We start from the raw sequence: 26,769 nt of genomic DNA, 5'->3' as shown, positions 1-26,769 counted from the left end.
ATGCACCTCAGCACGCCCATAGGCCCGGCTGGGAGAATGGTGCCATGCCTCTCTCCGACGCGCCGTTGCTGCGCGCCCTCGCCGGTGATCGCCCCGCGCAGACCCCGGTCTGGTTCATGCGCCAGGCGGGCCGGTCGCTGCCCGAATACCGGGAACTGCGGGTCGGGACGCGGATGCTGGACGCCTGCCTCACGCCGGACCTCGCCGCCGAGATCACGCTGCAGCCGGTTCGCCGGCACGGAGTGGACGCGGCCGTGTTCTTCAGTGACATCGTCATCCCGCTGCGCCTCGCCGGCGTCGACGTGGTCATCGAACCGGGACGCGGTCCGGTGTTCGCCAACCCGGTCCGCACCGCGGACGACGTCGATCGGATCACCGCGATCGACCCCGCCTCGCTGGACGCGACCGCGATCGCCGAAGCCGTGCGCCTCGTGGTCGCCGAGCTCGGCGACACTCCGCTGATCGGCTTCGCCGGTGCGCCGTTCACCCTCGCCGCCTATCTCGTCGAGGGCGGCCCATCGAAGGAGCACATGCGTGCCCGGGCGATGATGCACGCCGACCCCGCATCGTGGGACAAGCTGGCCGGCTGGCTGGCGCAGATCTCACGGGCGTTCCTCGAGGCGCAGCGCGACGCCGGAGCATCCGTCGTGCAGCTCTTCGACTCCTGGGCGGGTTCCCTCAGCACCGCCGACTACCGCACCTTCGTCGCACCGCACTCCCGCGCCGCCCTCGACGGCATCGGCATCCCGACGATCCACTTCGGCGTCGGCACCGGGCCGTTCCTCGGCGACATGCGGCTCGGCGGCATCGCCGACGGTGTCGGCGTCGACTGGCGTCAACCGCTCGACGAGGCCGCGGCCATCCTCGGGCCCGACGTCACCGTGCAGGGCAACATCGATCCCGCGCTCCTCTCCGCGCCTTGGTCGGTGCTGGAGGCGCACGTGCTCGACGTGCTCGAGCGCGGTCGCGCCGCTCGTGCGCACATCCTCAACCTCGGACACGGCGTGCCGCCGGAGACCGATCCCGATCAGCTCACGCGCATCGTCGAGCTGGTGCACTCGCGCTGAGTCCGTCAGGCGGTGGTGCGACGCCGACGCCACCAGCGCACGACGCGCAGATCATCGGCGCCGAAGCGCCCCTCGGGGAGGGCGGCGCGGATGCGCTCGTCGCTGAATGGCCGTGACGGACGGAGGTCCGTCGGTGGCTGCGGCACCCACGGTTCCGGCTGGCTGACCCCCTCGGCGAGCATCTTCGCCTGAGCCTTCGCGACCAGCGGTACGACCATCGCCCATTCGGTCAGCTGAGCGAGTACGCGGATCGTCCACGCCGGAACGGGGATGAATGCGGGGCGGCGCCCGGCGACGCGGGCGATGCGACGGATGGCCTCGCCGAGCGTCATCTCATCGACGCCCATCACGGCGACGGTGGGGTCCGGGATGCGGCCCTCGATGGCCGCCATCAGCACGTCGACCGCATCATCGATCGGCACAGGGCGGGCCGTCCGCTCCCGGTAGCCCACGGTCGCGAAGAACGGCAGGGTCCGCACCGCACGCGTCACGTGGTCGACCATGTGGTCTCCTGGGCCGTAGATCATTCCGGACTTGAGGATCGTGTGGTCGATTCCGGAGTGGCGGACGATCTCCTCGGCGGCCCATTTCGACTCGTGGTAGCCGGACCCGCAGTCCGGGCGTGCGCGAAGGAAGCTCACCATGACGATGCGCCGGACGCCGGCTCGCCTGGCAGCCTCGACGACTGCGCGGGTGCCGTCGATGTGCACTCGGCGGAATGTCTGGTCGCCGATCTCCCGGTTGATGCCGGCGCAGTGCGCGACGACGTCGCATCCTTGGAACGCCGCCGTTAGCGCATCGACATCGTTGATGGACACGCCGTTGCGACGCGAGATGGTCACGGCCTGCGCCGTCGTCAGACGTTCTGCGAGGTGGCGGCCGACGAATCCGGTGCCGCCTGTGATCGCGACTCTCATGTGATGCTCCTTCGCTTATTAGCGTTGCAGCTAAAGAGTATCTAGCAAGACTGCTATATTGCAAACATGGCAGATAGCGCGACCGACATCTTCGCCGCGTTGGCGCACCCGACCAGGCGACAGATTCTGCAGGACCTCAAGAGCGGCGAACTGGCTGCAGGAGAGATCGCCTCGCGGTTCTCATCGAGCGGGCCGACGATCTCTCGTCACCTGAGCGTGCTGAAGCAGGCAGGCCTCGTCAGCGAGCGCCGTGATGCCAATCGCATCCTGTATTCGCTCGTCGGCGAGCGGCTCGCGCTCTCGGTCGGCGACTTCCTCTCCACTGTCTGCCCCGAGCAGATCGTCCTGCGCGAGGTGCGCAAGCGCGGCGCCGACCGCCGCGATGTCCCGGCGGTCGAGGGCTGACCTGCCCGGTGGAAGAATCGAAGGCATGACCTCAGAGCCTTCCGAAATCGCAGCCCGCGCCGCCGCGACGCGCGTCGTCGTGATCGGCGGGGGGATAGGCGGGTTGATCGCCGCCCGCGAATGCGTGAAGGTCGGCATGCGGGTCACCGTGCTGGAAGCCGCGGATGCTCTGGGCGGAGCGATCCGCCGGACCGACCTCGACGGCGTCCGTGTCGACATCGGAGCGGAGAGCTTCGCCACCCGGGGCGGTCATGTGCGCGGCCTGCTCACCGAACTCGGTCTTGCGGATCGGATCGTGGCACCCGCCGCCGGTGGGGCCTGGCTGGCCGGTATCCCCGGCGTGGGGGCCGCGCCGCTGCCCGTCGGCGGCATTCTCGGCATCCCGGCGAACCCGTTCCAGGACGACGTGCGCCGCATCATCGGCTGGTCGGGCGCCTGGCGGGCCTACCTCGACCGCGTGCGTCCGCCGCTGACGATCGGGCATCAGCACAGCCTGGGCAGGCTCGTGTCGTCTCGGATGGGCACGAAGGTGCGCGATCGACTGGTCGCCCCGGTGACCACCGGGGTCTACTCCGCATCGCCCGAAGATGTCGATGTCGACGTCGCAGCTCCTGGGCTCAACGCCGCTCTCACCCGCGCCGGCTCACTGGCAGGCGCGGTGCAGGTGCTGCGCGACGAGGGCGCGGCACGCGCGGCCAAGGCGCCGGGAGCTGCCGTGGAGGGCATCGAGGGCGGCATGTCGGTGCTCGTCGATGCGCTGGAAGCCGAGCTGCTGCGTCTCGGCGCGATCGTGCGCACGAATGCGCGCGCGCGGTCGGTCTCCCGAGCGGGGGAGGCGTGGCTGGTCGAGGCAGATGTGGAGCCGGATGACACAGCCGACGTCGCCACCGACGATGAACTCGCTGAGGCGGTGGCACCGACCGAGGAGATCGCGGCCGACGCCGTCATCCTCGCCACCGACGAGGCTGTCGCACGACTGCTCCTCGATCCCCTCGTGCCCGGACTCGCCGCCTCGGCGGCGGCATCGTCGGCGCCGGAGATCGAGATCGTCACCCTGCTGCTCGACGCGCCGGCGCTCGACGCCGCGCCGCGCGGCACCGGCGTGCTCACGGTTCCCGGCAGTCACACGGCCAAGGCGCTCACGCATTCGACCGCGAAATGGGGCTGGCTGCGCGAGGCCGCAGGCGTGCGTCACCTCGTGCGGGTCTCCTTCGGCGCGCAGGGCGAGCCGCCGACGACCGCCACCCTGGACGACGAGGCTGCCGCGGTGCTCGCGCTGAGCGAGGCATCCGTGCTCCTCGGTGTGACCATTCCGCGGACCGCGCTCGTCGCCGCGCACCGCTCCCGCTTCGTGCAGTCGCAGCCGGCGTCGATCATCGGAGTGGGCGACCGACGTGCTGCCGCGCGTGCCGCAGTGCGGGCGGTCCCCGGTCTCGCCGTCGTGGGGGCGTGGGTGGCCGGAACGGGGCTCGCCCAGGTCATCCCGGATGCCAAGGACGAGGCCGACCGGCTGCGCCGCGCCCTGATCTGGGACTGAATGGCGGCGTGTGTCAACCCCCATCAAGAATTGATGCCGAAATCGGCATACAGGGTTACGCTGGTATCTGGCCGGCGGGGATCGAAGCCTGCGGCTCGACCGGAACAACGTGAGGAGCACCCTATGAAGGGGAAGATCGGACTCGTCGTCGGACTCGGCGCCGGATACGTCCTCGGTACGCGCGCCGGGCGCGAGCGCTATGAGCAGATCAAGAAGCAGTGGCTGAAGGTGTGGAACCTCGACCCTGTGCAGGACCAGGTCGACAAGGTCAAGACCTTCGCGAAGTCTCAGGCCGCGGCCGTTCCGGGCGCGCTGTGGAACGGTGCCGTCAAGGTCGTCCAGTCCGTGGGCGGATCCGGCACCCCGGGTCAGAAGCTCGACTCGGTGATCGCGACCGGCAAGGATGCCGTCGAAGACGTCGCCCGCGCAGCGGAGGACACCGAGGCCGAGGTGAAGAAGCCGGCCGCCAAGAAGCCGGCAGCCAAGAACTCCACGACAGGCTCAGGGTCCGCGAAGAGCGGCAGCTGAGATGCTGCGAGGAAAGCGCGACAGGGCTGATGACAGCCTGCTGACATTGCTCGGCGACTTGCCCGAGTTGGTCACCAACCTGGTGAAGGCGGAGGTCGACGCGGCGAAGGCGTGGATCTCACGCACCGCCAAGGACGCCGGAATCGGATCGGTCTGGTTCCTGGTCGCGTTGTTCTTCCTGTTCTGGGCGGTTCCGGTGATTCTCGTCTTCGCGATCGCCGGACTGTCATCCTGGTGGCCGGTCTGGCTTTCGGCGCTGGCGGTGTTCGGCATCCTCCTGCTCGCGGTCCTGCTCTTCGCGCTGCTGGGCATCCTGAAGTTCCGCAAGGTACTTGCCCGCAAGAATCCCGCGCAGGCCGTGGCTGAAGACATCCGACTCGTGAAGGACGCCGGCGATGACCGTATCTGAGAACACGCCCCGCACCGTCGTGCCCGCGGGGATCGTCGATCCCGTCGCCTCGGCCCGTGCCGAGCTCAAGGCGGCTCTCGCGGCGATCGAGGTGAAGGGCAACTTCCCTCGCCGGATCGAGAAGGCCTCACAGCGCGCCGCGGCGAAGGCTCGGGTGTTCGCCGATCGCAATCCGGTGGGCGCCATCGCTGCAACGATCGGTATCGCGGCAGCCGTCGGCGGTGCGATCTGGGTGATCGCCAGGGCGCTCTCGCGCTGAGGGTCCGGTCATCCGGTCGCCGCCCCCGCGTAAAGGAGGCAGACTGGAAGCATGTCCGAAGAGCTCGAAGAGAACCCGTCCGGCTTCACCCTCTGGGCCGTCTGGCGACGCCATCCCGAGATGCCGGTCACCGAGACCGACGCGACCGAACTCGAGACGATCGTCGGGTACATCGAGGACTCGGGAGTCACCGTCCGCGGCTTCTACGACGTCTCCGGGCTCAAGGCCGACGCTGACCTGATGGTCTGGCTGCACGGCGACACCGCCGAGGAGCTGCAGCGGGCATTGCGTCGCCTGCGCCGCACCGAGCTGCTGCGCACCCTCTTGCCGGTGTGGAACGTGATGGGCGTGCACCGCGACGCCGAATTCAACCGTCAGCACGTGCCCGGCTTCCTGCGGGGCGTCGAGCCGAAGCAGTGGCTGTGCCTGTACCCGTTCGTCCGCACGCCAGAGTGGTATCTCGCACCCGAAGAGGAGCGCCGCAAGATGCTCGCCGATCACGGGCGCAAGGGCGCGGCATTCACCGGGGTCATCGCGAACACCGTGGCCGCCTTCGCCCTCGGAGACTACGAGTGGCTGCTGCCGCTCGAGGCCGACGACGTGACCGAGCTCGTCGACCTGATGCGTGACCTCCGCTACACCGATGCGCGCCGTTACGTGAAGGAGGAGGTGCCCTTCTACACGGGGCGCCGACTTCGATTCGACGAGATCGCCGACGTTCTTCAGTAGTCGTGATGAACACCTCGAGCCGAGAGCGCCCGATCCTCCTGGGCACCCGCCGCAGCGCCCTGGCGCTGGCGCAGTCCGGCCATGTCGCCACCGCCATCGAGAAGCTCTCCGGGCGCCCGGTCGAGCTCGTTCCGATCGTCTCCGAAGGCGACACCAATCGCGCCTCACTGTCGGAGATCGGCGGCCAGGGCATCTTCGCGACGCGACTGCGCGAGGCGCTCTTCGCGGGGGAGTGCGACATCCTCGTGCACTCGCTCAAGGATCTGCCCACGGCGATCCCCGACGGCCTGATGATCGCAGCGACCCCCAGCCGGGAAGACGCCCGCGACGTCGTCCTGACCCGCGGGGGCACACCGCTGCATGAGCTGCGTCCCGGCAGCACCATCGGCACCGGTTCCCCGCGGCGCATCGCCCAGGTGCGGCGCCGGGCTCCGCACGCCGCCGTCGTCGACATCCGCGGCAACGTCGACTCCCGCCTCGCGCGGGTGAGTTCCGGCGAGCTGGATGCCGTGATCCTCGCCGCCGCCGGTCTCTCCCGTCTCGAGTCCGACACAGATCTGAGGCGCGAGGAGCTCGGCCTCGCCGAATGGCCGACCGCGCCGGGGCAGGGTTCGCTGGCCGTCGAGACCACGACGGGAGCTCCGGCGGAACTGCTCGACGCACTCGCCGCGCTGGACGACGAGGCGACGCGTATCGCAGTCACCGTGGAGCGCGCGATCCTGGAGGGACTCGACGCCGGCTGCCAGGCGCCGATGGCCGCTCATGCCGTCGTGACGGGGGCATCCGTCCGCGTTCGGACGGTCGTCTACTCGCCGGATGACGGCCGCCGGATCGGGCTCGACGTCACGGAGACGCTGAACGGGGAGTATATTCGTCGAAACGGCAGTGGCAATGGAGCGGATGCTGCCGATGGTGCAGACCCGATGCACGCGGCACGCTTGCTCGGGTTGACTGTTGCCCGTCGGCTGCTCGAACAAGGGGCGGCTGACCTCGTCTCCCGAGAGCTTTCCTCATGACATCATCCGATTCGAAGCAAGACCGACCGCTGGACGGCTGGCGCGTACTCGTGCCCCGTGGCGGGCCGTGGGGCGACGGCGTCGCCGCGAGTCTGCGCGCCCAGGGCGCGATTCCCGTCGTCGCGCCGCTCATCAACTTCGCGCCGACCACGGACCAGGCGACGCTCGACCACGCCCTGGCGCAACTGGCGGCCGGCGAGTTCGACTGGCTCACGATCACCAGCGCGACGACGGTCGACGTGTTGTTCGCGCACCGGGCTGTCGTTCCGCGCTCCACGCGGATCGCCGCCGTCGGCGAGACCACTGCTGCCGCTCTTCAGGCGGTCGGCTACGAGGTCGACCTGGTGCCGGAGGACGACAACTCCGCCGAGGGCATGGCCGCGCAGCTCATCGCCCTCGAGTCCGCGCCGCGCCGCATCCTCACCCTCCGCAGCGAGATCGCGAAGCCGGTGCTCAGCCGGTCGCTGATCGAGGCCGGGCACGACGTGCAGAGCGTCGTCGCCTATCGCACGGTGGGCGTCCCGGTCACGGAGCGCATCATGCGCGATGTCGAGAACGGGCGCATCAACGCGATCCTGATTACCAGCGGCTCTGTGGCGGCGCAGGTTCGGGAGCAGTTCCCGGAGATCCCGGACAGCACGCTGCTCGCCGCGATCGGCCCTCGCACGGCGAACGACGCGCGCAAAGCGGGACTGCCCATCTCGGTCGTCGCCGACCGGCAGACCGTCGACGCTCTCATCGACGCCGTCTCGCAGTTCACGCTTCCGCACGCGGCGGACGAGTTCGCGCCGTGAGCTTTCCGGATGTTCGCCTGAGGCGGCTGCGACAGTCGCCCGCGGTTCGTTCCCTCGTTCGGGAGACGTCGCTCCGGCCGGGGCACCTCGTGCTTCCGATGTTCGTACGCGAGGGGCTTCGCGAGCCGTCTCCGATCGGCTCGATGCCCGGTGTCCTGCAGCACTCGCTGGACTCGTTGCGCGCCGCCTCCGTCGAGGCTGCCGAAGCCGGTGTGGGCGGGGTCATGCTCTTCGGAGTGCCCGCCTCGCGTGATGCGATCGGCTCCGGGGCGGATGACCCGGACGGCATCCTGAACATCGCGACCGCGGCTGTCGCTGCCGAGGTCGGAGACGCGCTCGTCGTGCAGACCGACCTGTGCCTCGACGAGTTCACCGATCACGGGCACTGCGGGGTTCTCGCATCCGACGGCTCGGTCGACAACGACGCGACGCTGGAGCGGTACACGGCGATGGCGATTGCCCAGGCTCGCGCGGGATCGCACCTGCTGGGCCTGTCCGGGATGATGGACGGCCAGGTCGCCGTCATCCGCGCCGCTCTGGATGCCGAAGGCTTCACGCAGACGTTGCTCCTGGCCTATGCCGCCAAGTACGCGAGCGCCTTCTACGGGCCGTTCCGGGAGGCCGTCGATTCGCAGCTGACGGGTGATCGTCGCACGTACCAGCTCGACCCGGGCAACCGCCGGGAGGGCGTACGCGAGGCTGTCGTCGACGAGGCAGAGGGCGCAGACATCGTGATGGTCAAGCCGGCCATGGCGTTCCTCGATGTGCTGCGCGAGGTGCGTGACACGGTGAGTATCCCCGTCTGGGCGTACCAGGTCTCCGGCGAGTACGCCATGATCGAGGCGGCTGCGGCCAACGGCTGGATCGACCGCCGCGCGGCCGTGCTCGAGTCGTTGCTGTCGATCCGTCGCGCCGGCGCCGACGCCGTCCTCACCTACTGGGCGACCGAGGCCGCGCGCTGGCTGCGCGACGACGCTCGTTGAACGCTGCGGGGCCCCGGTCGTTGAGCGACACTTCGACTCGCTTCGCTCGCTCAGCACAGGTCTCGCGAGACGAAACGCGGCACACGAACATGAGGAAAATCAAATGACCGACCGTAATGACGACCTGTTCTCCGCTGCCCGCGCTGTGATCCCCGGCGGTGTGAACTCGCCGGTTCGCGCGTACGGCTCGGTCGGCGGCACGCCGCGGTTCCTCGCCTCGGCGCGCGGGGCGACGGTGACGGATGCCGCGGGCAACGAGTACGTCGACCTCGTCGCGTCCTGGGGGCCGGCGCTCCTCGGCCACGCACATCCCGAGGTCGTCGCCGCCGTTCAGGATGCCGCGACGCGCGGTCTCTCCTTCGGCGCGCCGACCGAGGGCGAGGTCGAACTCGCCGAGCTGATCGCCGGGCGCGTGCGGGTGGGCGATACTCGGCCCGTGGAGCGGGTGCGTCTCGTGTCGACCGGCACCGAGGCGACGATGACCGCGATCCGCCTGGCGCGCGGCGCCACCGGGCGCGATCTGCTGGTGAAGTTCGCTGGGCACTATCACGGCCACTCCGACGGGTTGCTCGCCGAAGCGGGTTCGGGTGTCGCGACGCTGGCGCTCCCGGGGTCGGCCGGTGTTCCCGCGCCGATCGCCGCGCAGACGCTCGTCATCTCCTATAACGACCCCGCTGCTCTTGAGGCTGTCTTCGCCGAGCATGGGCCGCGGATCGCCGCCGTGATCGTCGAGGCGTCTGCCGCGAACATGGGCGTCGTCGCTCCGCTTCCCGGGTTCAACCGGCTCATCGCCGATACCGTGCACGCACACGGAGCCCTGATGATCCTCGACGAGGTGCTCACCGGGTTCCGGGTGCACCCCGCGGGATTCTGGGGACTGCAGGTCGAGGGCGGCGAAGAGTTCGTCCCCGACATCATCACGTTCGGCAAGGTCGTCGGCGGCGGGATGCCGTTGGCCGCCCTCGGCGGTCGGGCGGAGATCATGGATCTGCTTGCACCTCTCGGCCCGGTGTATCAGGCAGGCACGCTCTCCGGGAACCCGCTGTCGGTCGCCGCGGGGCTTGCGACGCTGCGGCTCGCGACTCCCGAGGTGTACGCGACGGTGGACGCCGCGGCCGCGCGCGTGGCGACGGCACTGGATGCCGCGTTGCGCGACGCCGGTGTGACGCACGCCGTCGCGAACGCGGGAAGCCTGTTCAACGCCGCGTTCCGGGCATCCGCGCCACGCGATTACGCCGAGGCGCAGGCGCAGGAGTCGTTCCGCTACGCGCCGTTCTTCCACGCGATGCGCGAGCAGGGGGTGGCTCTGCCGCCGAGCGTCTTCGAAGCCTGGTTCCTGACGGCCGCGCATGGCGACGAGGAGCTCCAGCGGATCGAGGCCGCGCTACCGATCGCGGCGGCCGCGGCGGCGTCCGCCTCGCGCTGAGACGAAAGCACCCCTGCGGCGATGCCGCAGGGGTGCTTCGTGCAACAGCGGGTCAGCCGCCGAGGCCGCCCAGCAGGGCGAGGAGCGTGTTGAGGAGAGAGGTGATGAGGCCGAGTACAGCGTCCATTTTTCATTCCTTCTTCTGGGGTGGGCCGAAGCCCGTTGGGGATAGCGTCCGGTGGACGCGACTCCACTTTGACCGTTTGGTATACCAGAGTGCAAGAGTGACGTTCGGCCAAAACGAAGAGGACTTTCGTCTAGGCGGGGTCTTCGACCGCCTCCACGCGAGGATGGGTCAATCCGACAACCGGATCGTTGCCTTCCTGTGAACAAGTTGCAGCCAACTCGCGGGAAGGCGCTGGCAGACTGGACTCATGGTGACGTTGCTGCTGGATTCGACGCAACTGGAAGTTGTGCTCTCGCCGATCGAGCGCGCCGCGACCTTCCACAAGAAGAGTCTCCTCATTGCGCGGGACACCATCACCAAGGTGCAGCTCACCGATGACGCCTGGACGTGGTTGCGTGGCGTGCCCAACCCCGGGACGCACATCCCCGGTGTTCTCGCGGCCGGAAGCTGGAAAACCGCCGGCGCTGTCGACTTCGTTCTCATCCGCCGACGTCGACCGAGCGTCGTGATCGATCTCGAGGGTGATGAGCAGTACGGCAGGCTCATCCTCACGACGAGCCACGGACTCGCGCTGACCCAGGCGCTCCGACTGGATGTCTCGTCCGAACCTGCCGACGTCGAAGAGATCGTCTTGACCGCGCCCACGCCGACCAGCTCGGGTCGCCGGCGTCCGGTCATCCGCCCCCGGCCCGCCTGAACGGCGCCACCCCTGACGGAAACGCCCTCCGGCACCCGGAAGGTGCGGAGGGCGTTGTCACGTGACGTGAGGACGCTCAGCCGTGGTGGTGGTGCTCGTCCCCGTGGTGGTCGTGGTTCTGCTCGTGCTCGTCCCCATGGTGGTCGTGGTTCTGCTCGTGCTCGTGGCCGTGCTCGCTGTGATGCTCATCGCCCTGCTGAGCAGCATCAACGTCATGATCGTTGTCGCCGGACTCATGCGTGTCGTCCGCGGTCGGTTCGGCTTCCTGATCGGTCGGCGACGAGGGCTCGTCGCCGGACGGCTCGCCCTCTGCTGTCGCGAGGGGAACCGTGTCGATGACGCCGGTCGGGGCGACCGCCCAGTGCGCGCGCTCGTCCTCGGATGATCCGTCGTCGACGGATTCGTCCTCGGAGCTCGCGATCGCCTGATTCAGGGGGTAGTCCTTCGGCTCGTCCTCGAAGTACGCCCGTGCGGCTGCGGCGAGCATCGAGGACACGGCGGCGGAGCGCGGGTCGTCATCGTCGTGCTCTTCGGAGGTCGCTTCGTGGTCATCGCCGAGCGCCGCGAAGATCTCGATGCCCTCATGGTCGTCGTCGTCGCTGTCGGCGGCGTCGCCCTCGGTCTCGGCGTCGCTCTCGGCATCGCTCTCGGAGATCGTCTCCGGGGCCGGCGCGGCGTCTGCATCCTCGGTCGCGGCGTCTTCCTGTGCCGACTCTGCGTCGCCGTCCGCGGCAGTATCGGTCGCTTCGGGGGTCGACTCATCGGACTCGATGACCGGAGAGAAGGCGGCCGTTGCCGCCGTCGCGGAGACCGGAGCCGCACCGAACAGGATGTCGTCGAAGGAGGGCTTCGGCGTCGAGGATTCCTCGTCGTCCGACGCGTCGGTCTCAGTCCATCCGGCGATGCCGCCCTCGGCGGCAGCGGTCACAGGCTCGCCGTCGGACGCGACGGGCTCAGCGGCGGGTGCCGCGTGCCAATCGATGCCCGTCCCCGACGTGGGCTCGGGCTCGGTCGCATCGGAGTCATCGGAGTCCGCGTCGGTCGAAGCAACGTGCGCGTCGTCCTCGACCTCGGCTTCATCCGGACCGGCCTCGAACTCGACCTCGTCTGAAGCTGGGTCCTCAGAAGCGAGGTCCTCTGAAGGGACATCAACCGGGGTGACAGCATCCCCGAACAGTCCGAGCGCGCCTTCCGGAGCCTCAGCGGCCGCGGTGTCCTCGGATGCGGAGTCGTCGGCAGGGGCCTCATCCGCGACGGTCGCCCCGAACAAGCCGGCAACGCCGGCAGTGACAACTCCGGCCGCGACGGGTGACGGCACCGGAGCGGAATCGGCGGCGGATTCGGCGTCCGCAGCATCGGCATCGGCATCGGCATCAGCATCAGCATCAGTGCCAGCATCGGCATCCGCGTCGACCGCGTCCAAACGCGGGTCCGCGCTCGCGGGCCCGGCGACCGGTGCGACCGGCACCGCGCCGTTGCGCTCCGGATCCACCAGTTGCGAGGCCACCGCCTCGGCGCGCGGCTCGAGAGTGCCGCCGCGAACCAGGTCGATGAAGACGTCTTCGAGGGTCGGGCCGCGCTGCACGAGGGTGCTCAGTGCGATGCCGGCCGATGCGGCGACCGCGCCGACGGTGGCGGCATCGCCGCCGCGTACGGTCAGGCCGGAACGGAGTACCTCGACGTCGAATCCGGCGGCGGAGAGCGCCGTGGTCAGGGCTGCGCGGTCATCGGCATCCACAACGACCGACCCGGCGGCAGGGTCTGCGAGCTTCTCGATGCCGCTCGCCAGAACCAGCTGGCCCTTCGAGAGCACGAGTACGTTGTCGGCGACCTGCTCGACCTCGCTGAGCACATGCGAGGAGACCAGCACGGTGCGGCCCTCGTCGGCGAGGCGGCGCATCAGCAGGCGCATCCAGCGGATTCCCTCGGGGTCGAGGCCGTTCGCGGGCTCGTCGAACACGAGCGCTCCCGGGTCGCCGAGCAGAGCGGTCGCGACGTTCAGGCGCTGACGCATGCCGAGCGAGTAGCCGCCGAGGCGGGTTTCGCCCTCGCCAGCGAGCCCGACCATCGTGAGCACCTCGTCGATGCGGGACAGCGGAATGCCGTTCGCCTTGGCGGCGATCGTGAGCTGGCGGTTCGCCGTGCGGCGCGGACGATACGGAGTCTCCTCCAGGACCGCGCCGATCGTGCGCAGCGGCTGGCGCAGCTCGGCGTAGGAGACCCCGCCGATCGTCGCGGTTCCGGAGGTCGCCCGCAGCTGACCCAGCAGGATCCGCAGCGTGGTCGTCTTCCCGGCGCCGTTCGGGCCGAGGAACGCGGTGACGACACCGGGCTCGACACGCGCGGAGAAGTCGGAGACCGCCGTCACATCATTGAAGCGCTTCGTCACGCGCGTGAACTCGAGCACCTGTCCTTCGGGCATCCGCGACCTCTCCTTGCGTGAGCAGTTCCTCCCTATCCTGCCGGAAAATGCCGTCATTCCCTGCATTTTGCGCGCGAACCGACGGCCTGCGATCGGAGTAGCCTGGCACGCGTGACCGAATCCGCAGCCGCCCCCCGTGTCCTCGCCTGCACGGAAGGAGCACTCGGACGCCTCACTCTCAACCGCCCCGAGGCGATCAACGCGCTCGATCTCGGCATGATCGACCTCCTCACCGACGCCCTGAACGCCTGGCGCGACGACACCGACGTGCAGATCGTCCTCATCGACGGTGCGGGTGAGCGCGGCCTGTGCGCAGGGGGCGATGTGCGCACCCTGCACGCGCAGATCGTGGCGGGGCACCCAGAGCGCACCGCGGAGTTCTTCCGTTCCGAGTACGCCCTCAACGCGCTGATCGCGGAGTACCCGAAACCGGTGGTCGCCGTGGCCGACGGCGTCACCATGGGCGGCGGGATCGGCCTCGCCGGGCACGCCGCCATCCGCATCGTCACCGAGCGGTCGAAGCTGGCGATGCCGGAGACGCGGATCGGCTTCACACCGGACGTCGGCGGCACCTGGCTGCTCGGCAGGGCGCCGGGGCGATTCGGCGAGTACCTCGGACTCACCGGCAGCACCATGACCGGTGCGGACGCCATCTATCTGGGGTTCGCCGACCACTACGTGCCGTCGGAGAACCTCGACGCGCTCCGTGAGGCGCTGGCGTACCGCGCCGATCCGACCGGTCCGAGCGAGATCGTCCTGCTGTTCGACGAGACGCCGGAACCCTCGACGCTTCCCGCCGACCGCGATTGGATCGACGAGGCGTTCTCGGCGCCGACCGTCGCCGACATCATCGAGCGGCTGCGCGCACAGGGGACTCCGGATGCTGCGGCCATCGCCGACCTCCTCGAGGATCTCTCACCGACCGCACTCACGGTGACCCTCGAAGCCGTACGGGAGGCGCGCGAACTGCCGGGCCTTCGCGCGGCACTCGAGGGGGAGTACCGCCGTGTGCTCTGGTTCGCCGAGCATCACCCCGACCTCGTCGAGGGCATCCGTGCGCAGCTGGTCGACAAGGACCGCAACCCGCGCTGGCAGCCCGCGTCGATCGCCGAGCTCGAAGCGGATGCCGGCGCCGGCGCCCGCGCCCACGTTCCGGCGCAGCCGCTGTTCTGACCACGGTCACCGCTTGCGCGGCCCGCCGCCTCGATCGGGCGTACAGGGCGTACGACTTGCATGACCACAGTGTCGAAACGGCCGCGGATCCGGCTGTTCGGCCCTGCAACCGTGCTTCGGTCATGCAAGTGGTACGCGGTTAGTGATCGGGAGCGGATGCCGCGGCATCCGCTTCTTCGTCTCGGTGCAGAAAATGAGCACCGGCCAGGGATTCGTTCGCTGTCAGCGAAGGTCCGCCTTAAGGGGGATACGAATGTCCGACCTTCGTGGCAATCTTTGTTGTGGCCGATTGTCGGTCGGCATCCGCCTGCCGAGAAATCCGCCGTTCAACCCTCTCAAGGAAGTCCGCCTGTGCTGGGAAAACTCCTCGTCCGCTATCTCTCTCGATATCGATGGCTGCTGCTCGGCGTGCTGGTGTTCCAGTTCCTCAGCGCCCTCGCAGCCCTGTACCTCCCGCGTCTGAATGCCGACATCATCGACAAGGGCGTGGCACAGGCCGACACCGGCTACATCTGGCGCACCGGCCTGTTCATGCTGGCCGTGTCGTTCGGCCAGATCGTCGCATCCGTCATCGCAACCTACTTCGCCGCGCGTGCCGCCATGGGTGCCGGCCGTGACATCCGCGCCGACGTCTTCGCCAAGGTGAGCGGCTTCTCCGAGCGCGAGGTCTCGCAGTTCGGCGCCGGCTCCCTGATCACCCGCAACACGAACGACGTGCAGCAGGTGCAGATGCTCGCCATGATGGGCGCGACGATGTTCGTGACCGCACCGCTGCTCGCGATCGGCGGCATCATCATGGCAGTCACGACGAACGTCGGCCTGAGCTGGCTGATCGCGGTGTCGGTGCCAGTGCTGCTCATCGTCGCCGTGCTCATCATCAGCCGCATGGTGCCGCTGTTCCGCAGCATGCAGACGAAGATCGACACGATCAACCGGATCATGCGCGAGCAGCTGACCGGCGTCCGCGTCGTGCGTGCGTTCGTGCGCGAGGGCATCGAGGAAGAGCGCTTCCGTGGAGCGAACACCGACATCATGGTGGTCGGCCGCAAGATCGGCTCGCTCTTCGTTCTGCTGTTCCCGCTGTTCATGCTGATCCTCAACGTCACCGTCGTCGCGGTGATCTGGTTCGGTGGCATCGAGGTCAACGAGGGCACCGTCGAGGTCGGCACCCTGTTCGCCTTCATGCAGTACATCGGTCAGATCATGATGGGCGTCATCATGTCGAGCTTCATGGCGATGATGATCCCGCGTGCGGCAGTCTCCGCCGAGCGCGTCGGCGAGGTCCTCGACGCTGAGGCGGGTATGAGCCGCCCCGAGAACGGCGTCGTCGACTTCCCGACACCGGGCTCGGTGGCCCTCGACAACGTCGAATTCACCTACCCCGGAGCCGAATCGCCGGTGCTGAGCGGCATCAGCTTCGCCGCGGAACCGGGTGAGACCGTCGCCATCGTCGGCTCCACCGGTGCCGGAAAGACGACGCTCATCTCGCTCATCCCCCGCCTGTTCGACGTGACTGGCGGTGCCGCGTTCGTCGGCGGCACAGACGTGCGTGAGGCCGACGTCGAAGCCCTCTGGAAGAGCATCGGCCTGGTACCGCAGCGTCCCTTCCTGTTCACCGGCACTGTGGCATCCAACCTCCGCTACGGCCGGGAGGAGGCGACGGACGAAGATCTCTGGCACGCGCTCGAGATCGCGCAGGGGCGCGACTTCGTCGAGGAGATGCCGGATGGTCTGGAGTCACGCATCTCCCAGGGCGGCACGAACGTCTCGGGCGGACAGCGCCAGCGCCTGGCGATCGCCCGCGCGATCGTGCACCAGCCGCAGATCCTCGTCTTCGACGACTCGTTCTCGGCGCTCGACCTCACCACGGATGCGCGCCTGAGGCAGGCGCTGTGGCGAGAACTGCCGCATGTCACCAAAATCGTCGTCGCCCAGCGCGTGTCGACGATCACGGATGCTGATCGCATCGTCGTCCTTGAAGGAGGAACAATGGTCGGTGTCGGCACCCACGAGGAGCTGCTCGAGACCAGCGAGACCTACCGCGAGATCGTCGAGTCGCAGCTGGGGGTGGACGCATGAGCGAGCAGAAGCCGAAGAACCGCCGCGAGCGCCCAGCGGCCGCCGGGGCCGTCGCTACCGTCGAACCGGAACTCACCGACGAGGAGAAGTACGAGGCAGAGCTCGCTGAGCAAGCCCGCCAGAACTCGGGCGACTGGGACAGCGTGGCGCCGGGCAAGGCCGACAACTTCGGCAAGAGCTTCGGGCGGATGATCGGGCTGCTGAAGCCCTCCGCCGTCTGGTTCGTGTTCGTGTCGATCCTCGGCGCCATCGGCGTCGTGCTCACAGTGGCCGCGCCCAAGGTGCTCGGCGAAGCGACGAACCTCGTCTACGCCGGGTTCATGTCGAACCAGCTGGCACAGCCGCAGGGCGACTTCCCCGGGTTCCCGGTCGGAACCCCGAAGGACGAGGTCGTCGAGCAACTGCGCCAGTTCGGACAGACCGACTTCGCCAACCAAGTAGCGGCACTGCGGGACTTCACCGTCGGCGCCGGCATCGACTTCGAGGCGATGCGCTGGATCATCACGGCGGTACTGGCGATCTACGTCGTCGCGGCGCTGCTGAGCTGGATCCAGGGCTACGTCATCAACGTCATCATGGTGCGCACCATGTGGCGCCTGCGTGAAGAGGTCGAGGCGAAGATCAACCGTCTGCCACTGTCGTACTTCGACAAGGTGCAGCGCGGCGAGCTGATCTCGCGCGTCACGAACGACATCGACAACATCACCCAGACGATGCAGCAGTCGCTCTCCGGAGCGCTCACCTCGGTGCTCACCGTCATCGGCGTGCTGGTGATGATGTTCTCCATCTCGTGGCAGCTCGCGCTCGTCGCCCTGATCGCGCTGCCGCTGATGGGCGTGATCTTCGGTGTCATCGGGCCGCGTTCGCAGAAGGCCTTCGGCACCCAGTGGCGCAAGGTCGGCCGCCTGAACGCGCGCGTCGAGGAGGCCTTCTCCGGTCACGCGCTGGTCAAGGTCTTCGGTCGCGAGCAGGACGCCCTGGACAAGTTCCAGGTCGAGAACGAAGAGCTGTACCAGGCCGCGTTCAAGGCGCAGTTCCTCTCCGGCATCATCATGCCGGCGATGACCTTCGTCGGCAGTCTCAGCTACGCCGCACTCGCCGTGCTCGGCGGCCTCATGGTGGCCAACGGCCAGCTGCGGCTCGGTGACGTGCAGGCGTTCATCCAGTACTCGCAGCAGTTCTCCCAGCCGCTGGCGGAGCTCGGCGGTATGGCCGCGGTCGTGCAGTCGGGTACCGCATCCGCAGAGCGTGTGTTCGAGCTGCTCGACGAGGATGAGCAGGAGCCGGATGCCGATGACGCACCGGAGCTCGTCGACGGCAAGGGCGTCATCGAGTTCGAGAACGTCCAGTTCTCGTACACGCCGGAGCGTCCGCTGATCAAGGACCTCTCGTTCCGGGTGAAGCCGGGGCAGACGGTGGCGATCGTCGGACCGACGGGTGCCGGCAAGACGACGCTCGTCAACCTGATCATGCGCTTCTACGAGCTCAGCGGTGGCCGGATCACCTTGGACGGGCAGGACATCGCGGAGATCACGCGCGACGACCTGCGCTCCCGCACCGGTATGGTCCTGCAGGATCCGTGGCTCTTCGCGGGCAGCATCCGCGAGAACATCCGCTACGGGCGTTCGACGGCCACCGATGAAGAGGTGCTCGCCGCGGCGAAGGCGACGTACGTCGACCGCTTCGTGCACGCGCTGCCCGAGGGCTACGACACCGTGCTCGACGAGGACGCCTCCAACGTCTCGGCGGGTGAGCGTCAGCTCATCACCATCGCGAGAGCGTTCGTCGCTCAGCCGTCGATCCTCATCCTCGATGAGGCGACCTCGGCGGTCGACACGCGCACCGAATTGCTGCTGCAGCACGCGATGGCGGCGCTTCGCGAAGGACGCACATCGTTCGTCATCGCGCACCGCCTGTCCACCATCCGCGACGCCGACCTCATCCTGGTGATGGAGCACGGCGACATCGTGGAGAAGGGCACGCACGACGAGCTCATCGCTGCGCAGGGGGCCTACTGGCGCCTGTACCAGTCGCAGTTCGAGCAGGCTGCGACCGACATCGACGCTGAGGAAGCCCTCACCGCGTCGACTCCGGTCGTCGTCACGGGTGACGCTGAGGAAGCAGAAACAGAAGCCGCGCGGATCGGTGCCTCGGTCGGCGTCGGGATGCCGGCGGCCGAGGTTGCAGCCGCAGAGGCGATCCTCGAAAGCCCGGAGGCTCCTGACCGCAAGGCCTGACCTCCATCACGCAGACGCCCCACTCCGCATCGCGCGGGGTGGGGCGTCTCGCGTTGTGCGGGTCCCTGGGCGTGTTGGGTGGCTGCCTCGTGCAGCTCCCTCAGGTGGCGCCTCGTTCGTGTGTCAGATGAAGGGGCGGGGGAAACGGATGCTGCAGGCGAGACCGGTCAGCGTTGAGCGGACTCGGCGATCCCGAACAGTTCGAGCGGATGCGTCAGCCGCCACCACGGGCTCGGGCCCGCGAGTTCATCGGCGAGGGTGAGCTTCGTCTCGGCGGTGTTCAGCGGCCCGGTCGCCGTGAGCGTTCCGACCACGTCGCCGGCCGCCTGGGTGTTGCCCAGGTCGAACTCGGGGGTCACTTTTGCGGTGCCGGCATTCCAGAGGATGACGGCGGCATCGGCATCCGTCACGATCTTCGCCGACTCGCCCCACACCGTCTGCACCTCGCCGACGACAGTGCCCGCGGGCACCGTCGGCTTCTGCGTCTGCAGAGCTGCTTCGGCCTCGGCGAAGAGCGTGCGGGTCACGGCGAGGCGTTCGTCGTCGCCGTTCTGACCGAGGACGGCGGCATAGAGCCGGACGGTGGTGTCTCCGACCGCGACGTCCTTCGCCGTGAGGAGGTTGTAGTACTCGAGGGTGCCTGTCTTAATGCCGACGACGCCCGCATCCGCGAGCATCCCGTTGCCGTTGGTCACCACGCCGACACCAGGAATATCGACCGACTTCGTGCCGACGATGCTCGCGAACACCGGGTTCTCCATGGCGAGCTGCGCGAGCTTGACCAGCGCCTCCGGCGTCGCGGTGTTGCCCTCATCGAAACCAGAAGGGGTCACCACGGTGATGCCTTCGAGTCCGCGCTCGCGCAGCCACACCTCAGCGGCATCGGCGAAGGCGCGTTCCGAGCCCCAGATCTCGTCGGACAGCCGGTCGATGTAGTTGTTGGCAGAGCCCAGCAGAATGCCCTGCAGCATCTGGAACTCCGTCAACGTGCCACCGACGGGAACATCCAGCGAGGACTGATCCGCGATCCGGTAATCCCAGTAGTCCTCGCTGTCCTGGAGAGTGAACGAGTACTCCGGGCCCTGCTCGCCGACGGCGAGCGGGAGCCTGTCCAGCACCATCAGGGTGCTGACGACCTTCGTGATGCTGGCGATGCCCGCTTCGTCCAGAGCGGAGGCGACCGCGCCGACGCCCTCGACGCCGACGGCCGCGCTGCCCTGCGTCGGCCAGGTGAGCGATGCGGGCGGTGCGGATGCCGCTTCGAACTCGACTGCCTGCACTGTCGGCGCGATCTCGTGCAGGGGCCACAGCAACGTCGTTCCGGCATAGGCGGCGACGAGCCCTGCGAGGATCCCGAGCGGCACCAGCGTCTGCGGCTGGGCGAAACCGCTGCGCAGTCGGGCACCTTTCAAAAGGCTCGCGCCGTTCGCCGTTGCGATCGGGCCGTCGAGCGTCCCTGGCCGCGTCTCGTTCGCGATCGTCGCCGGATCGACCCAGGTCAGCGCGGTCGCGCCGCGTCCGGCATCGGCCCAGCGAGCGGGGGCTGTGGATTCGACTGCTCCGGATCCGGCAATCGCAGCGACATCCGGCAGTGCAGCATCAGACAGTGCGGTCTCGGCCACCGCCGCGTCATCGATCGACGCGGGTGCGGCCGCCGCATCCGATCCCGTATCCGGGCGCGCGTCACGAAGGGTCACCTGCACACGCTACCGAATCATTCAAGGAATTCGCGGCGTATCCCGCCTCCGCGCCTGTGAAAGTCGTCCGCCGCGAGAGGGGAATCGCGCGGGCAGCGGCGAGAGTAAGATCGACAGCACAACCACGGGAGTCCGGCGAGCCGGGCTGAGAGGGAGCGATCGCGCTTCGACCGTCGAACCTGATCTGGGTCATGCCAGCGCAGGGAGGAGTTCAGATGAGTACATCCACGCCCACATCGGTGGCCACGTCCGAGGCAAAGGGCCTGCGTCGTCCTGAGATCTGGCGCTGGCGCATCGTCGACATCGTCGTCGCCAGTGTCATCGGCGTCGCCGCCGGCCTGATCTTCCTGGCCTGGAACGTCGGTTATCTCGGCCCCGCAGCACTGCTCGAACCGCTGCTTCCCGGCGTGCAGGGCCTGCTCGACGGGCCGTGGCTGTTCGCCGGCGTGCTCGGCGGCCTGATCATCCGCAAGGCGGGCGCTGCGATCTACACCGAGGTGCTCGCTGCGGTCGTGTCCGCACTCGTCGGCAACCAGTGGGGCGGATTCCTCACCATCGAGGCCGGACTCGTGCAGGGGTTGGGCGCCGAACTCATCTTCCTGCTCTTCTTCTACAAGCGCTGGTCGTTGCCGGTCGCGGCGCTCGCCGGCGCGGGTGCGGCTCTTGCCGGAGGAATCAACAACCTGATCCTCTGGTACGCAGGATCCGGCCCGACCTTCACCGTCGTCTACCTGATCAGCGCCGTGATCTCGGGCGCCATCATCGCCGGCATCCTGTCCTGGGTGCTGGCGCGAGGCATCGCCGCCACCGGAGCCCTCGACAGATTCGGTTCCGGGCGCGAGGCGCGCGTCCGGGTCTGATGAGCGCGAGTACCACCGGCCCCGCCGCCGTCGAGGCGCGCGGCTGGGGCTGGCGGCACGCGAGCCGTCTCGCCTGGGCGCTGGAGGAGATCTCCTTCCGCATCGAGCCGGGGGAGCGGGTGCTCGTGCTCGGTGCTTCGGGGTCGGGGAAATCGACCCTGATGCACGGACTCGCCGGCGTCCTCGGCGGCGACGAAGAGGGCGAGAGCACCGGTGAACTGCTCGTCGACGGGGCGCCCGCGTCGGCCACGCGAGGTCGCAGCGGCCTGGTGCTGCAGGACCCGGATTCGCAGGTCATCCTCGCGAGGGTGGGCGACGATGTCGCCTTCGGATGCGAGAACCTCGGTGTGCCGCGGCCGGAGATCTGGTCGCGCGTCGGCGCCGCACTGAACGCGGTCGGCCTCGACGTGCCCCTCGACCGGCAGACGAAGGCGCTCTCCGGCGGGCAGAAGCAACGCCTCGCGCTCGCCGGCATCCTCGCGATGCAACCGGGGCTCGTGCTCCTCGACGAGCCGACGGCGAACCTCGATCCGCAGGGCGTCATCGAGGTGCGCGACGCGGTCGAGCGGATGCTGCAGGCGCAGCCGGCCACGCTGATCGTCGTCGAGCATCGCCTCGACGTCTGGTTGCCGCTGATCACCCGGGTCATCGTGATCGGCCAGGGAGGCGTCGTGGCTGACGGCTCGCCGGACCGCGTGCTCGGCGTCGAGGGCGCTCGGCTCGCAGCCGACGGCGTCTGGGTGCCAGGATTCGCCCCCGTACCGCCGTCGCCCCCGCGCCGCGGACCTGGGGAACCGCTGCTATCGGCCCGAGACCTTGCGGTCGCACGGGTGAAGGGCCGACCGGTCGCCTCGGGCATCGACCTCGACGTGCGCGCCGGGGAGGTGCTGGCCATCACCGGGCCGAACGGTGCCGGAAAGTCGACGCTCGGGCTCACGCTCGCTGGACTCCTGCCACCGGCCGCCGGCCGGCTCACGGCATCCGTCGCCCTGGCCTCCGACATCGGCGAGGAACCCATCCACTGGGCATCGCGCGACCTGCTGACGCGTATCGGCTTGGTCTTCCAGGAGCCGGAGCATCAGCTGCTCGCCAAGACCGTACGCGACGAGCTCGCCGTCGGACCGCGCGCGCTCGGCATGGCGGAGGACGAGATCGCGGAACGCAGGGACGAACTGCTCACGCGGCTGCGGCTCGACCGCCTCGCGCTGGCCAATCCGTATACGCTCTCCGGCGGCGAGAAGCGACGGCTGACGGTCGCGGCGGCTTTGGCGACCCGACCGCGCGTGCTCGTCCTCGACGAGCCCACCTTCGGGCAGGATGCCCGCACCTGGGCGGAACTCGTCGCCATGCTCGCCGCCCTTCGCGATGACGGGACGGCGATCGTGACGATCACCCATGACGTCGATGTCGCGAGGGCGCTGCACGCCGAGCGCTTCGAACTGGGCGGTGCGGGATGACGGTCCTCGACTCGCATGCGCGCACGGGTGGGCTCGCGCAGATCAACCCGGTCGCCAAACTCGGCGTGAGCGCACTGGTCGCGATCCCGCTGATCCTCACGCTCGACCCGGTATCGGCATCCACTGCGCTCGTGCTGGAGTGCGTGCTGTTCCTCTTCGCGGGGATCGGCTGGCGCGAGTTCTGGGTGCGCACCTGGCCGGTGTGGCTCGCGGCTCCGCTCACGGGGCTCACGATCGCCCTCTACGGCGAGACGAGCGGAACGGTCTACGTCGATTGGTTCGTGCTGCGCATCAGCGACGGCTCCCTCGCCCTGGCGCTGGCGACGATGCTGCGGGTGCTCGCGATCGCTCTGCCGTCGGTCGTGTTGTTCATCACGGTGGATCCGACCGACCTCGCCGATGGGCTGGCGCAGATCGTCCGCCTGCCCGCGCGTTTCGTGCTCGGCGCCCTGGCGGGGCTGCGTATGGTCGGGCTCTTCATCGACGATTGGCGTGCGCTCGAGCTCGCCCGCCGGGCGCGCGGCGTCGCCGACCGAGGCAGGATCCGCCGCTTCTTCGGCATGGCGTTCGCGCTCCTGGTGCTGTCGATCCGCCGGGGAGCGAAACTCGCGACGGCGATGGAAGCGCGCGGATTCGGCGCACCGGTCGCCCGCACGTGGGCGCGCGAATCGCGTTTCGGCTGGCGGGAATGGATGCTGCTGGCAGTCGGTGCCGCGATCTCCGCGCTCGCGATCGCCGCGGCCGTCGTCACCGGCGCCTGGAACTTCATCCTCGGGCCGAGCTGACGCGAGCCACATCGGCACCGATTCGGGAACATGTTCCCGAATCGCTCTGAGGGACCTGCGTCAGATCGTCAGATCCACTGGTGCAGCACCAGAACGCCGATGAGGATGCACGTCAGTGCGAGTCCCACCGAGCCGAGCACGACTCCCGCGTCGGCGAGTCGGCGCCCGCCCTGGCGGCGCGCGGTGATCTGGCGACGAGAGGCATAGCCGGCCGCGATTGCGACCAGCGGACCGAGAACGGGCACGAGGAAGGCGACCCCGGCGAGGCCGCTGATCAACGCCACGATGGCGAGTGTGTTCGTCTGAGCCGGTACGACCGTCTGCGAAGCGATATGGGTCGAGCGAGCCGGTTGCGGCCGGGGCGCACGTTCTTCGCCCCGGCGGCGGGCGGTATCTGCCCCCATGCGCGGGCCGGTCATCGTTCGAGCACGGGGCGCGGCTGCGCACCGTGCAGGGACGAGACCACGAGTACCGGTACCGGCGTCGGTGCCGGTTCTCGCTTCATCCGGGGGAACGTTGTTGTCGGTCGAGCGAGCGCCGATCGGATGCGCCTCCACACTGCTCTTCTCCTCGCGGATCGCCAGGCGGCTCCGACCCCCACGGCGAGCAGCAGTGCGAAGCCGGAGGCGAGTGGCGTCATCCCGTCACCGGAGTGCCACAGCGCAAGGCCGAGGATGCCTCCCGTCAGCCAGATTGCCGCTGCACCGCCCGCGAGCCCGGCTGCGTCGAATGCGATCGCCACGCTTAGCGCCACCGCACCGAGGACAGCCGTCCAGACTCCGACCTGGCCGATCGCGGTGAGCAGTTCGGATACGACGGGGGCGATGGGAAGGGGTGCCATGGTTTTCGGATTCTCGGGGTGTAGTAGACGGTTCTCCATATGAGGAGAGTCCGCCACGGCGATTCCATTACGCGGAACTCCGACGCCAGCGGGCACCGGAGATGGAGTGTCGCGTAATGGAATCAGCAGCCGGCCATCTCTATAGATGGGTGACGGTTGCCCCTGCAGCCGCGCCCGCGGTGAGTGATCTGGGGTCGCTCACTCTCCTCACCGACGCTCCCACGCCGGGGAGGATCCGGGTCTCGGCCCGGCAGGGGAGGACGGGTGGCTACCTCCTCCCCTGTTCCTGATCCATGCATGGGGCTCATCCACGCATGGCGAGACCGTTGACAGAGTCAGAGCGAGGAAGGCCCGAACATGGTGAATCAGGTCGTGATCCATGTGCACGCGCTGGAGCGCTTTCGCCGCCGCAACGGGAAGTCGGTGACTCAGGTCCTCGGCGAGGCGGGGATGACCGCCGCGGATCTGAACGCAGGCATCCGTGGCGGAGGTTTCACGCTGGCTGATCTGGCACGCATCGCCGAGGCACTCGACACCACTCCGCGTGACCTCGCAACCGCCAGCACCGTGCTCACGGCGGCGGAGAACCTTCGGCAGGCGCCCTGAGAGCCCCGAGGCTAGTGGAACGGTCCCCGAGACGACACTCCGCCGTCGATGACGATCTGCTGTCCGGTCATGTAGCGGGATTCCGATGAGCAGAGGTAGGCCACGGCCGCTGCCACCTCGTCCGGGGTTCCGGTGCGACCCATCGGTATCTCATCGATCCAATCGGCGGCGTCGCTGTTCGCCACGGGGGTGCTGATCGCGCCGCCGGCGACGACGTTCATCCGGATGCCGTCGGCCGCGTACTCGGCGCCCACGGTTCGCGCCAGGCTGGCGAGTCCGGCCTTCATCACTCCGTAGGCGCCTTGACCCGGCGCGCCCATGAAGCCGGTGACCGACCCGACGCTGACGATCACCCCGTGTTTCTGAGCGAGGAAGTGCGGCAGGACGAGTCGGATGAGGCGGGCGACGTAGCGCAGGTTGATCTCGTACATCGTGTCCCAGTCCTCGTCGCGCATCTCGTGCAGGCGCGCTGATGGCACGAAAGCCACTTGTCCGCCGACGACGGTGACCACGGCGTCGATTCCTCCGAAGGCCGCGACGGTCTCGGCGACGAGCTGGGTCAACTGTGCTGCGTCGCGGACGTCGACGGGAAAGCCTGCAGCCGTGCCCCCGGCCGCGGCGACTTCCGCAGCCGCGTCCGATACGCGCGTGGAGTCGATGTCGGCGATCGCCAGGCGTGCGCCGAGGCTCGCGAGATGCCTCGTGATCGCAGACCCGATACCGCCACCGCCTCCGCCGACGATGAGGATGCGCATACCGGCGAGGGATCTGGACGGCGGGGTCATCGCGTCATTCTAAGCGTCACGCTTCTGAGTTTCGGAGCCCGAGGGGCGGCTCAGGTCGCATTCCACAGGTCGCGGTAGTACGCGAGTCGTTCGCGGTCGGGTTCGACGCCGTAGGCCTCGATGAGCGCGTCTTCCCATCCGAGGCCGCAGTTCCACTCGGTGCTCATCGAGGCGACCGCGATGTCGGCCCAGCGGTCGGCGGTGCCGAGGGCCGCGAGGTCGACGTGCGCGGTCCAGCGGCCGTCGGCGGCGAGCAGGGTGTTCGGCATGCACGCGTCCCCGTGGGCGACGACCAGTCGATCGATCTCCGGCGCATCGCGGAAGGCATCGGGAATCTCGATGCCGCGCCGCTCGGCGATCGCGATTCGAGTCGGCACGCTCCATTCCCATGGGCAGTCCGCGACGGGCAGCGTGTCGTGCATCGCGCGCAGCGCCTCGCCGACCGCGCGCACGGCGGTTCCGGGATCCTCAGCCCACCTCGGGTCGACGGCGCTGCGAGCGTCGAGCGCGATCGTGACGAGCCACTCGTGCTCGGCATCCTGCCCCTGTTCGAGCACCTCCGGAACCGTGATCCAACGCCGCGCCCACCGCATCCGCTCGGCTTCATCGTGCATGTTCGCTTCGGGATCCAGCGGCCCCCACTTGATGAACCGGCCGTCGTCGGTGCGGAAGGTCAGGCCGCCGATGCCGTTCCGCCACACCGGAGTGAGCGCGGCACCGCGCGCCAGAGCACTGACCTGTGCGGGGATCGCAACGGGTTCGGCGGGGATCGACATCCCTCCATCTTGCCGTTCCCGCCTCGGGTCACGGCCGGATACGGTTCACAACTCAGGAGAATCGGCACGGGTCGAAGGGCGGGACCCCGGAAAGCCGGGGCTGAACGTCGAGATCCGCGCCAAGAGCTGAAGAACTTCCTGAGTTATGAACCGCGAG

26 protein-coding genes and 1 riboswitch are annotated in these 26,769 nt (G+C 68.8%); of the genes, 19 read left to right on the top strand and 7 right to left on the bottom strand.

All coding sequences use genetic code 11. The features are described 5' to 3' along the window. Nucleotides 1-44 precede the first annotated feature (44 nt). Entirely contained in the window at nucleotides 45-1,067 is a 1,023-nt protein-coding gene (gene hemE / locus MRBLWH12_RS12545; protein WP_363549374.1) for a uroporphyrinogen decarboxylase, read from the top strand. Between the two features lie 5 nt (nucleotides 1,068-1,072). On the opposite strand, the gene MRBLWH12_RS12540 is transcribed toward hemE, so the two are convergent. Beyond that, nucleotides 1,073-1,984 carry an NAD(P)H-binding protein gene (locus MRBLWH12_RS12540; protein ID WP_363549372.1) on the bottom strand — a complete coding sequence of 304 codons (912 nt, stop codon included), beginning with the start codon at nucleotides 1,982-1,984 and terminating at the stop codon, nucleotides 1,073-1,075. 66 nt (nucleotides 1,985-2,050) lie between these two features. On the opposite strand from MRBLWH12_RS12540, the gene MRBLWH12_RS12535 reads away from it, so the two are divergent. From MRBLWH12_RS12535 to MRBLWH12_RS12485, 11 genes are all read left to right on the top strand, one after another. Further along, on the top strand, nucleotides 2,051-2,389 hold the full coding sequence (locus MRBLWH12_RS12535) for a metalloregulator ArsR/SmtB family transcription factor (protein WP_363549369.1): 339 nt from the start codon (nucleotides 2,051-2,053) through the stop codon (nucleotides 2,387-2,389). Nucleotides 2,390-2,414: 25 nt separating this feature from the next. Beyond that, nucleotides 2,415-3,926: a protoporphyrinogen/coproporphyrinogen oxidase gene (locus MRBLWH12_RS12530; RefSeq protein ID WP_363549367.1), complete on the top strand. Its 1,512-nt coding sequence runs from the start codon at nucleotides 2,415-2,417 to the stop codon at nucleotides 3,924-3,926. Between the two features lie 123 nt (nucleotides 3,927-4,049). Beyond that, nucleotides 4,050-4,454, top strand: a complete 405-nt coding sequence (locus tag MRBLWH12_RS12525; RefSeq protein ID WP_341977193.1) for a hypothetical protein — start codon at nucleotides 4,050-4,052, stop codon at nucleotides 4,452-4,454. 1 nt (nucleotide 4,455) lies between these two features. Continuing rightward, on the top strand, nucleotides 4,456-4,863 hold the full coding sequence (locus MRBLWH12_RS12520) for a phage holin family protein (protein WP_363549365.1): 408 nt from the start codon (nucleotides 4,456-4,458) through the stop codon (nucleotides 4,861-4,863). After that, complete coding sequence (locus MRBLWH12_RS12515; protein ID WP_341977196.1) at nucleotides 4,850-5,122, top strand: hypothetical protein; 273 nt, start codon at nucleotides 4,850-4,852, stop codon at nucleotides 5,120-5,122. Before MRBLWH12_RS12520 ends, MRBLWH12_RS12515 begins: the two co-directional genes overlap by 14 nt. A gap of 51 nt (nucleotides 5,123-5,173) precedes the next feature. After that, nucleotides 5,174-5,851, top strand: coding sequence for a hydrogen peroxide-dependent heme synthase (gene hemQ / locus MRBLWH12_RS12510; protein ID WP_341977198.1), 678 nt, complete (start codon nucleotides 5,174-5,176; stop codon nucleotides 5,849-5,851). Between the two features lie 5 nt (nucleotides 5,852-5,856). Beyond that, nucleotides 5,857-6,867 (top strand): hydroxymethylbilane synthase, encoded by a 1,011-nt coding sequence (hemC, locus tag MRBLWH12_RS12505; protein ID WP_363549361.1) that lies wholly within the window; start codon nucleotides 5,857-5,859, stop codon nucleotides 6,865-6,867. Beyond that, entirely contained in the window at nucleotides 6,864-7,661 is a 798-nt protein-coding gene (locus tag MRBLWH12_RS12500) for a uroporphyrinogen-III synthase (protein ID WP_341977202.1), read from the top strand. The genes hemC and MRBLWH12_RS12500 overlap by 4 nt, the downstream gene beginning before the upstream one ends. Further along, nucleotides 7,658-8,644: a porphobilinogen synthase gene (hemB, locus tag MRBLWH12_RS12495; protein WP_363549357.1), complete on the top strand. Its 987-nt coding sequence runs from the start codon at nucleotides 7,658-7,660 to the stop codon at nucleotides 8,642-8,644. The genes MRBLWH12_RS12500 and hemB overlap by 4 nt, the downstream gene beginning before the upstream one ends. 103 nt (nucleotides 8,645-8,747) lie before the next feature. Next, a complete protein-coding gene (gene hemL / locus MRBLWH12_RS12490) occupies nucleotides 8,748-10,070 on the top strand; it encodes a glutamate-1-semialdehyde 2,1-aminomutase (protein WP_363549355.1) in 1,323 nt (440 codons plus the stop codon). Between the two features lie 374 nt (nucleotides 10,071-10,444). Then, entirely contained in the window at nucleotides 10,445-10,894 is a 450-nt protein-coding gene (locus MRBLWH12_RS12485; protein ID WP_341977207.1) for a hypothetical protein, read from the top strand. A 76-nt stretch (nucleotides 10,895-10,970) separates the two neighbouring features. On the opposite strand, the gene MRBLWH12_RS12480 is transcribed toward MRBLWH12_RS12485, so the two are convergent. Next, nucleotides 10,971-13,316 (bottom strand): ATP-binding cassette domain-containing protein, encoded by a 2,346-nt coding sequence (locus MRBLWH12_RS12480; protein ID WP_363549353.1) that lies wholly within the window; start codon nucleotides 13,314-13,316, stop codon nucleotides 10,971-10,973. Nucleotides 13,317-13,427: 111 nt separating this feature from the next. On the opposite strand from MRBLWH12_RS12480, the gene MRBLWH12_RS12475 reads away from it, so the two are divergent. From MRBLWH12_RS12475 to MRBLWH12_RS12465, 3 genes are all read left to right on the top strand, one after another. Further along, nucleotides 13,428-14,489 carry an enoyl-CoA hydratase/isomerase family protein gene (locus tag MRBLWH12_RS12475; RefSeq protein ID WP_363549351.1) on the top strand — a complete coding sequence of 354 codons (1,062 nt, stop codon included), beginning with the start codon at nucleotides 13,428-13,430 and terminating at the stop codon, nucleotides 14,487-14,489. A gap of 351 nt (nucleotides 14,490-14,840) precedes the next feature. Beyond that, nucleotides 14,841-16,568: an ABC transporter ATP-binding protein gene (locus MRBLWH12_RS12470; RefSeq protein WP_341977213.1), complete on the top strand. Its 1,728-nt coding sequence runs from the start codon at nucleotides 14,841-14,843 to the stop codon at nucleotides 16,566-16,568. After that, complete coding sequence (locus MRBLWH12_RS12465) at nucleotides 16,565-18,805, top strand: ABC transporter ATP-binding protein (protein WP_363549349.1); 2,241 nt, start codon at nucleotides 16,565-16,567, stop codon at nucleotides 18,803-18,805. The genes MRBLWH12_RS12470 and MRBLWH12_RS12465 overlap by 4 nt, the downstream gene beginning before the upstream one ends. A 167-nt stretch (nucleotides 18,806-18,972) precedes the next feature. On the opposite strand, the gene MRBLWH12_RS12460 is transcribed toward MRBLWH12_RS12465, so the two are convergent. Further along, a complete protein-coding gene (locus MRBLWH12_RS12460) occupies nucleotides 18,973-20,502 on the bottom strand; it encodes a D-alanyl-D-alanine carboxypeptidase family protein (RefSeq protein WP_363549347.1) in 1,530 nt (509 codons plus the stop codon). Nucleotides 20,503-20,616: 114 nt separating this feature from the next. Beyond that, nucleotides 20,617-20,727, top strand: a riboswitch (TPP riboswitch). On the opposite strand from MRBLWH12_RS12460, the gene MRBLWH12_RS12455 reads away from it, so the two are divergent. The 3 genes from MRBLWH12_RS12455 to MRBLWH12_RS12445 all read left to right on the top strand — a co-directional run bounded on the left by MRBLWH12_RS12455 (nucleotide 20,718) and on the right by MRBLWH12_RS12445 (nucleotide 23,604). Further along, the gene (locus MRBLWH12_RS12455; RefSeq protein ID WP_363549344.1) at nucleotides 20,718-21,362 is read left to right on the top strand and encodes an ECF transporter S component; all 645 of its coding nucleotides are present in this window, start codon (nucleotides 20,718-20,720) and stop codon (nucleotides 21,360-21,362) included. Its footprint overlaps the riboswitch before it by 10 nt. Then, nucleotides 21,362-22,819, top strand: coding sequence for an ABC transporter ATP-binding protein (locus MRBLWH12_RS12450; protein ID WP_363549343.1), 1,458 nt, complete (start codon nucleotides 21,362-21,364; stop codon nucleotides 22,817-22,819). The genes MRBLWH12_RS12455 and MRBLWH12_RS12450 overlap by 1 nt, the downstream gene beginning before the upstream one ends. Then, nucleotides 22,816-23,604 (top strand): energy-coupling factor transporter transmembrane component T family protein, encoded by a 789-nt coding sequence (locus MRBLWH12_RS12445; RefSeq protein WP_363549341.1) that lies wholly within the window; start codon nucleotides 22,816-22,818, stop codon nucleotides 23,602-23,604. Before MRBLWH12_RS12450 ends, MRBLWH12_RS12445 begins: the two co-directional genes overlap by 4 nt. A gap of 68 nt (nucleotides 23,605-23,672) precedes the next feature. Here the strand turns inward: MRBLWH12_RS12445 and MRBLWH12_RS12440 are convergent, their stop codons facing one another. Both MRBLWH12_RS12440 and MRBLWH12_RS12435 read right to left on the bottom strand, forming a co-directional pair. Continuing rightward, entirely contained in the window at nucleotides 23,673-23,888 is a 216-nt protein-coding gene (locus MRBLWH12_RS12440; protein WP_363549339.1) for a DUF4190 domain-containing protein, read from the bottom strand. A 131-nt stretch (nucleotides 23,889-24,019) separates the two neighbouring features. Continuing rightward, nucleotides 24,020-24,445, bottom strand: coding sequence for a hypothetical protein (locus MRBLWH12_RS12435; protein ID WP_363549338.1), 426 nt, complete (start codon nucleotides 24,443-24,445; stop codon nucleotides 24,020-24,022). Nucleotides 24,446-24,802: 357 nt separating this feature from the next. Between MRBLWH12_RS12435 and MRBLWH12_RS12430 the strand changes: the two genes are divergently transcribed. Continuing rightward, a complete protein-coding gene (locus tag MRBLWH12_RS12430; protein WP_363549336.1) occupies nucleotides 24,803-25,051 on the top strand; it encodes a hypothetical protein in 249 nt (82 codons plus the stop codon). A gap of 11 nt (nucleotides 25,052-25,062) precedes the next feature. Here the strand turns inward: MRBLWH12_RS12430 and MRBLWH12_RS12425 are convergent, their stop codons facing one another. Both MRBLWH12_RS12425 and MRBLWH12_RS12420 read right to left on the bottom strand, forming a co-directional pair. Then, a complete protein-coding gene (locus MRBLWH12_RS12425) occupies nucleotides 25,063-25,836 on the bottom strand; it encodes an SDR family NAD(P)-dependent oxidoreductase (protein WP_363549334.1) in 774 nt (257 codons plus the stop codon). Between the two features lie 50 nt (nucleotides 25,837-25,886). Next, nucleotides 25,887-26,612, bottom strand: coding sequence for an aminoglycoside 3'-phosphotransferase (locus MRBLWH12_RS12420; RefSeq protein ID WP_363549332.1), 726 nt, complete (start codon nucleotides 26,610-26,612; stop codon nucleotides 25,887-25,889). Nucleotides 26,613-26,769 lie beyond the last annotated feature (157 nt).

Origin of the sequence: Microbacterium sp. LWH12-1.2 (genome assembly GCF_040675825.1) — a bacterium.
GTDB lineage: Bacteria > Actinomycetota > Actinomycetes > Actinomycetales > Microbacteriaceae > Microbacterium.
This window is presented reverse-complemented; position numbering and strand designations above follow the sequence as displayed.

Bases quoted from the DNA above. Each gene is read 5' to 3' on its own strand.
- MRBLWH12_RS12500 (WP_341977202.1), top strand. From the start codon at position 6,864: ATGACATCATCCGATTCGAAGCAAGACCGACCGCTGGACGGCTGGCGC.
- MRBLWH12_RS12530 (WP_363549367.1), top strand. From the start codon at position 2,415: ATGACCTCAGAGCCTTCCGAAATCGCAGCCCGCGCCGCCGCGACGCGC.
- MRBLWH12_RS12485 (WP_341977207.1), top strand. From the start codon at position 10,445: ATGGTGACGTTGCTGCTGGATTCGACGCAACTGGAAGTTGTGCTCTCG.
- MRBLWH12_RS12535 (WP_363549369.1), top strand. From the start codon at position 2,051: ATGGCAGATAGCGCGACCGACATCTTCGCCGCGTTGGCGCACCCGACC.
- MRBLWH12_RS12430 (WP_363549336.1), top strand. From the start codon at position 24,803: ATGGTGAATCAGGTCGTGATCCATGTGCACGCGCTGGAGCGCTTTCGC.
- hemC (WP_363549361.1), top strand. From the start codon at position 5,857: ATGAACACCTCGAGCCGAGAGCGCCCGATCCTCCTGGGCACCCGCCGC.
- MRBLWH12_RS12450 (WP_363549343.1), top strand. From the start codon at position 21,362: ATGAGCGCGAGTACCACCGGCCCCGCCGCCGTCGAGGCGCGCGGCTGG.
- MRBLWH12_RS12445 (WP_363549341.1), top strand. From the start codon at position 22,816: ATGACGGTCCTCGACTCGCATGCGCGCACGGGTGGGCTCGCGCAGATC.
- hemQ (WP_341977198.1), top strand. From the start codon at position 5,174: ATGTCCGAAGAGCTCGAAGAGAACCCGTCCGGCTTCACCCTCTGGGCC.
- MRBLWH12_RS12420 (WP_363549332.1), bottom strand. From the start codon at position 26,612: ATGTCGATCCCCGCCGAACCCGTTGCGATCCCCGCACAGGTCAGTGCT.
- MRBLWH12_RS12525 (WP_341977193.1), top strand. From the start codon at position 4,050: ATGAAGGGGAAGATCGGACTCGTCGTCGGACTCGGCGCCGGATACGTC.
- hemE (WP_363549374.1), top strand. From the start codon at position 45: ATGCCTCTCTCCGACGCGCCGTTGCTGCGCGCCCTCGCCGGTGATCGC.
- MRBLWH12_RS12465 (WP_363549349.1), top strand. From the start codon at position 16,565: ATGAGCGAGCAGAAGCCGAAGAACCGCCGCGAGCGCCCAGCGGCCGCC.
- MRBLWH12_RS12435 (WP_363549338.1), bottom strand. From the start codon at position 24,445: ATGGCACCCCTTCCCATCGCCCCCGTCGTATCCGAACTGCTCACCGCG.
- MRBLWH12_RS12540 (WP_363549372.1), bottom strand. From the start codon at position 1,984: ATGAGAGTCGCGATCACAGGCGGCACCGGATTCGTCGGCCGCCACCTC.
- MRBLWH12_RS12455 (WP_363549344.1), top strand. From the start codon at position 20,718: ATGAGTACATCCACGCCCACATCGGTGGCCACGTCCGAGGCAAAGGGC.
- MRBLWH12_RS12480 (WP_363549353.1), bottom strand. From the start codon at position 13,316: ATGCCCGAAGGACAGGTGCTCGAGTTCACGCGCGTGACGAAGCGCTTC.
- MRBLWH12_RS12425 (WP_363549334.1), bottom strand. From the start codon at position 25,836: ATGACCCCGCCGTCCAGATCCCTCGCCGGTATGCGCATCCTCATCGTC.
- MRBLWH12_RS12520 (WP_363549365.1), top strand. From the start codon at position 4,456: ATGCTGCGAGGAAAGCGCGACAGGGCTGATGACAGCCTGCTGACATTG.
- MRBLWH12_RS12515 (WP_341977196.1), top strand. From the start codon at position 4,850: ATGACCGTATCTGAGAACACGCCCCGCACCGTCGTGCCCGCGGGGATC.
- hemL (WP_363549355.1), top strand. From the start codon at position 8,748: ATGACCGACCGTAATGACGACCTGTTCTCCGCTGCCCGCGCTGTGATC.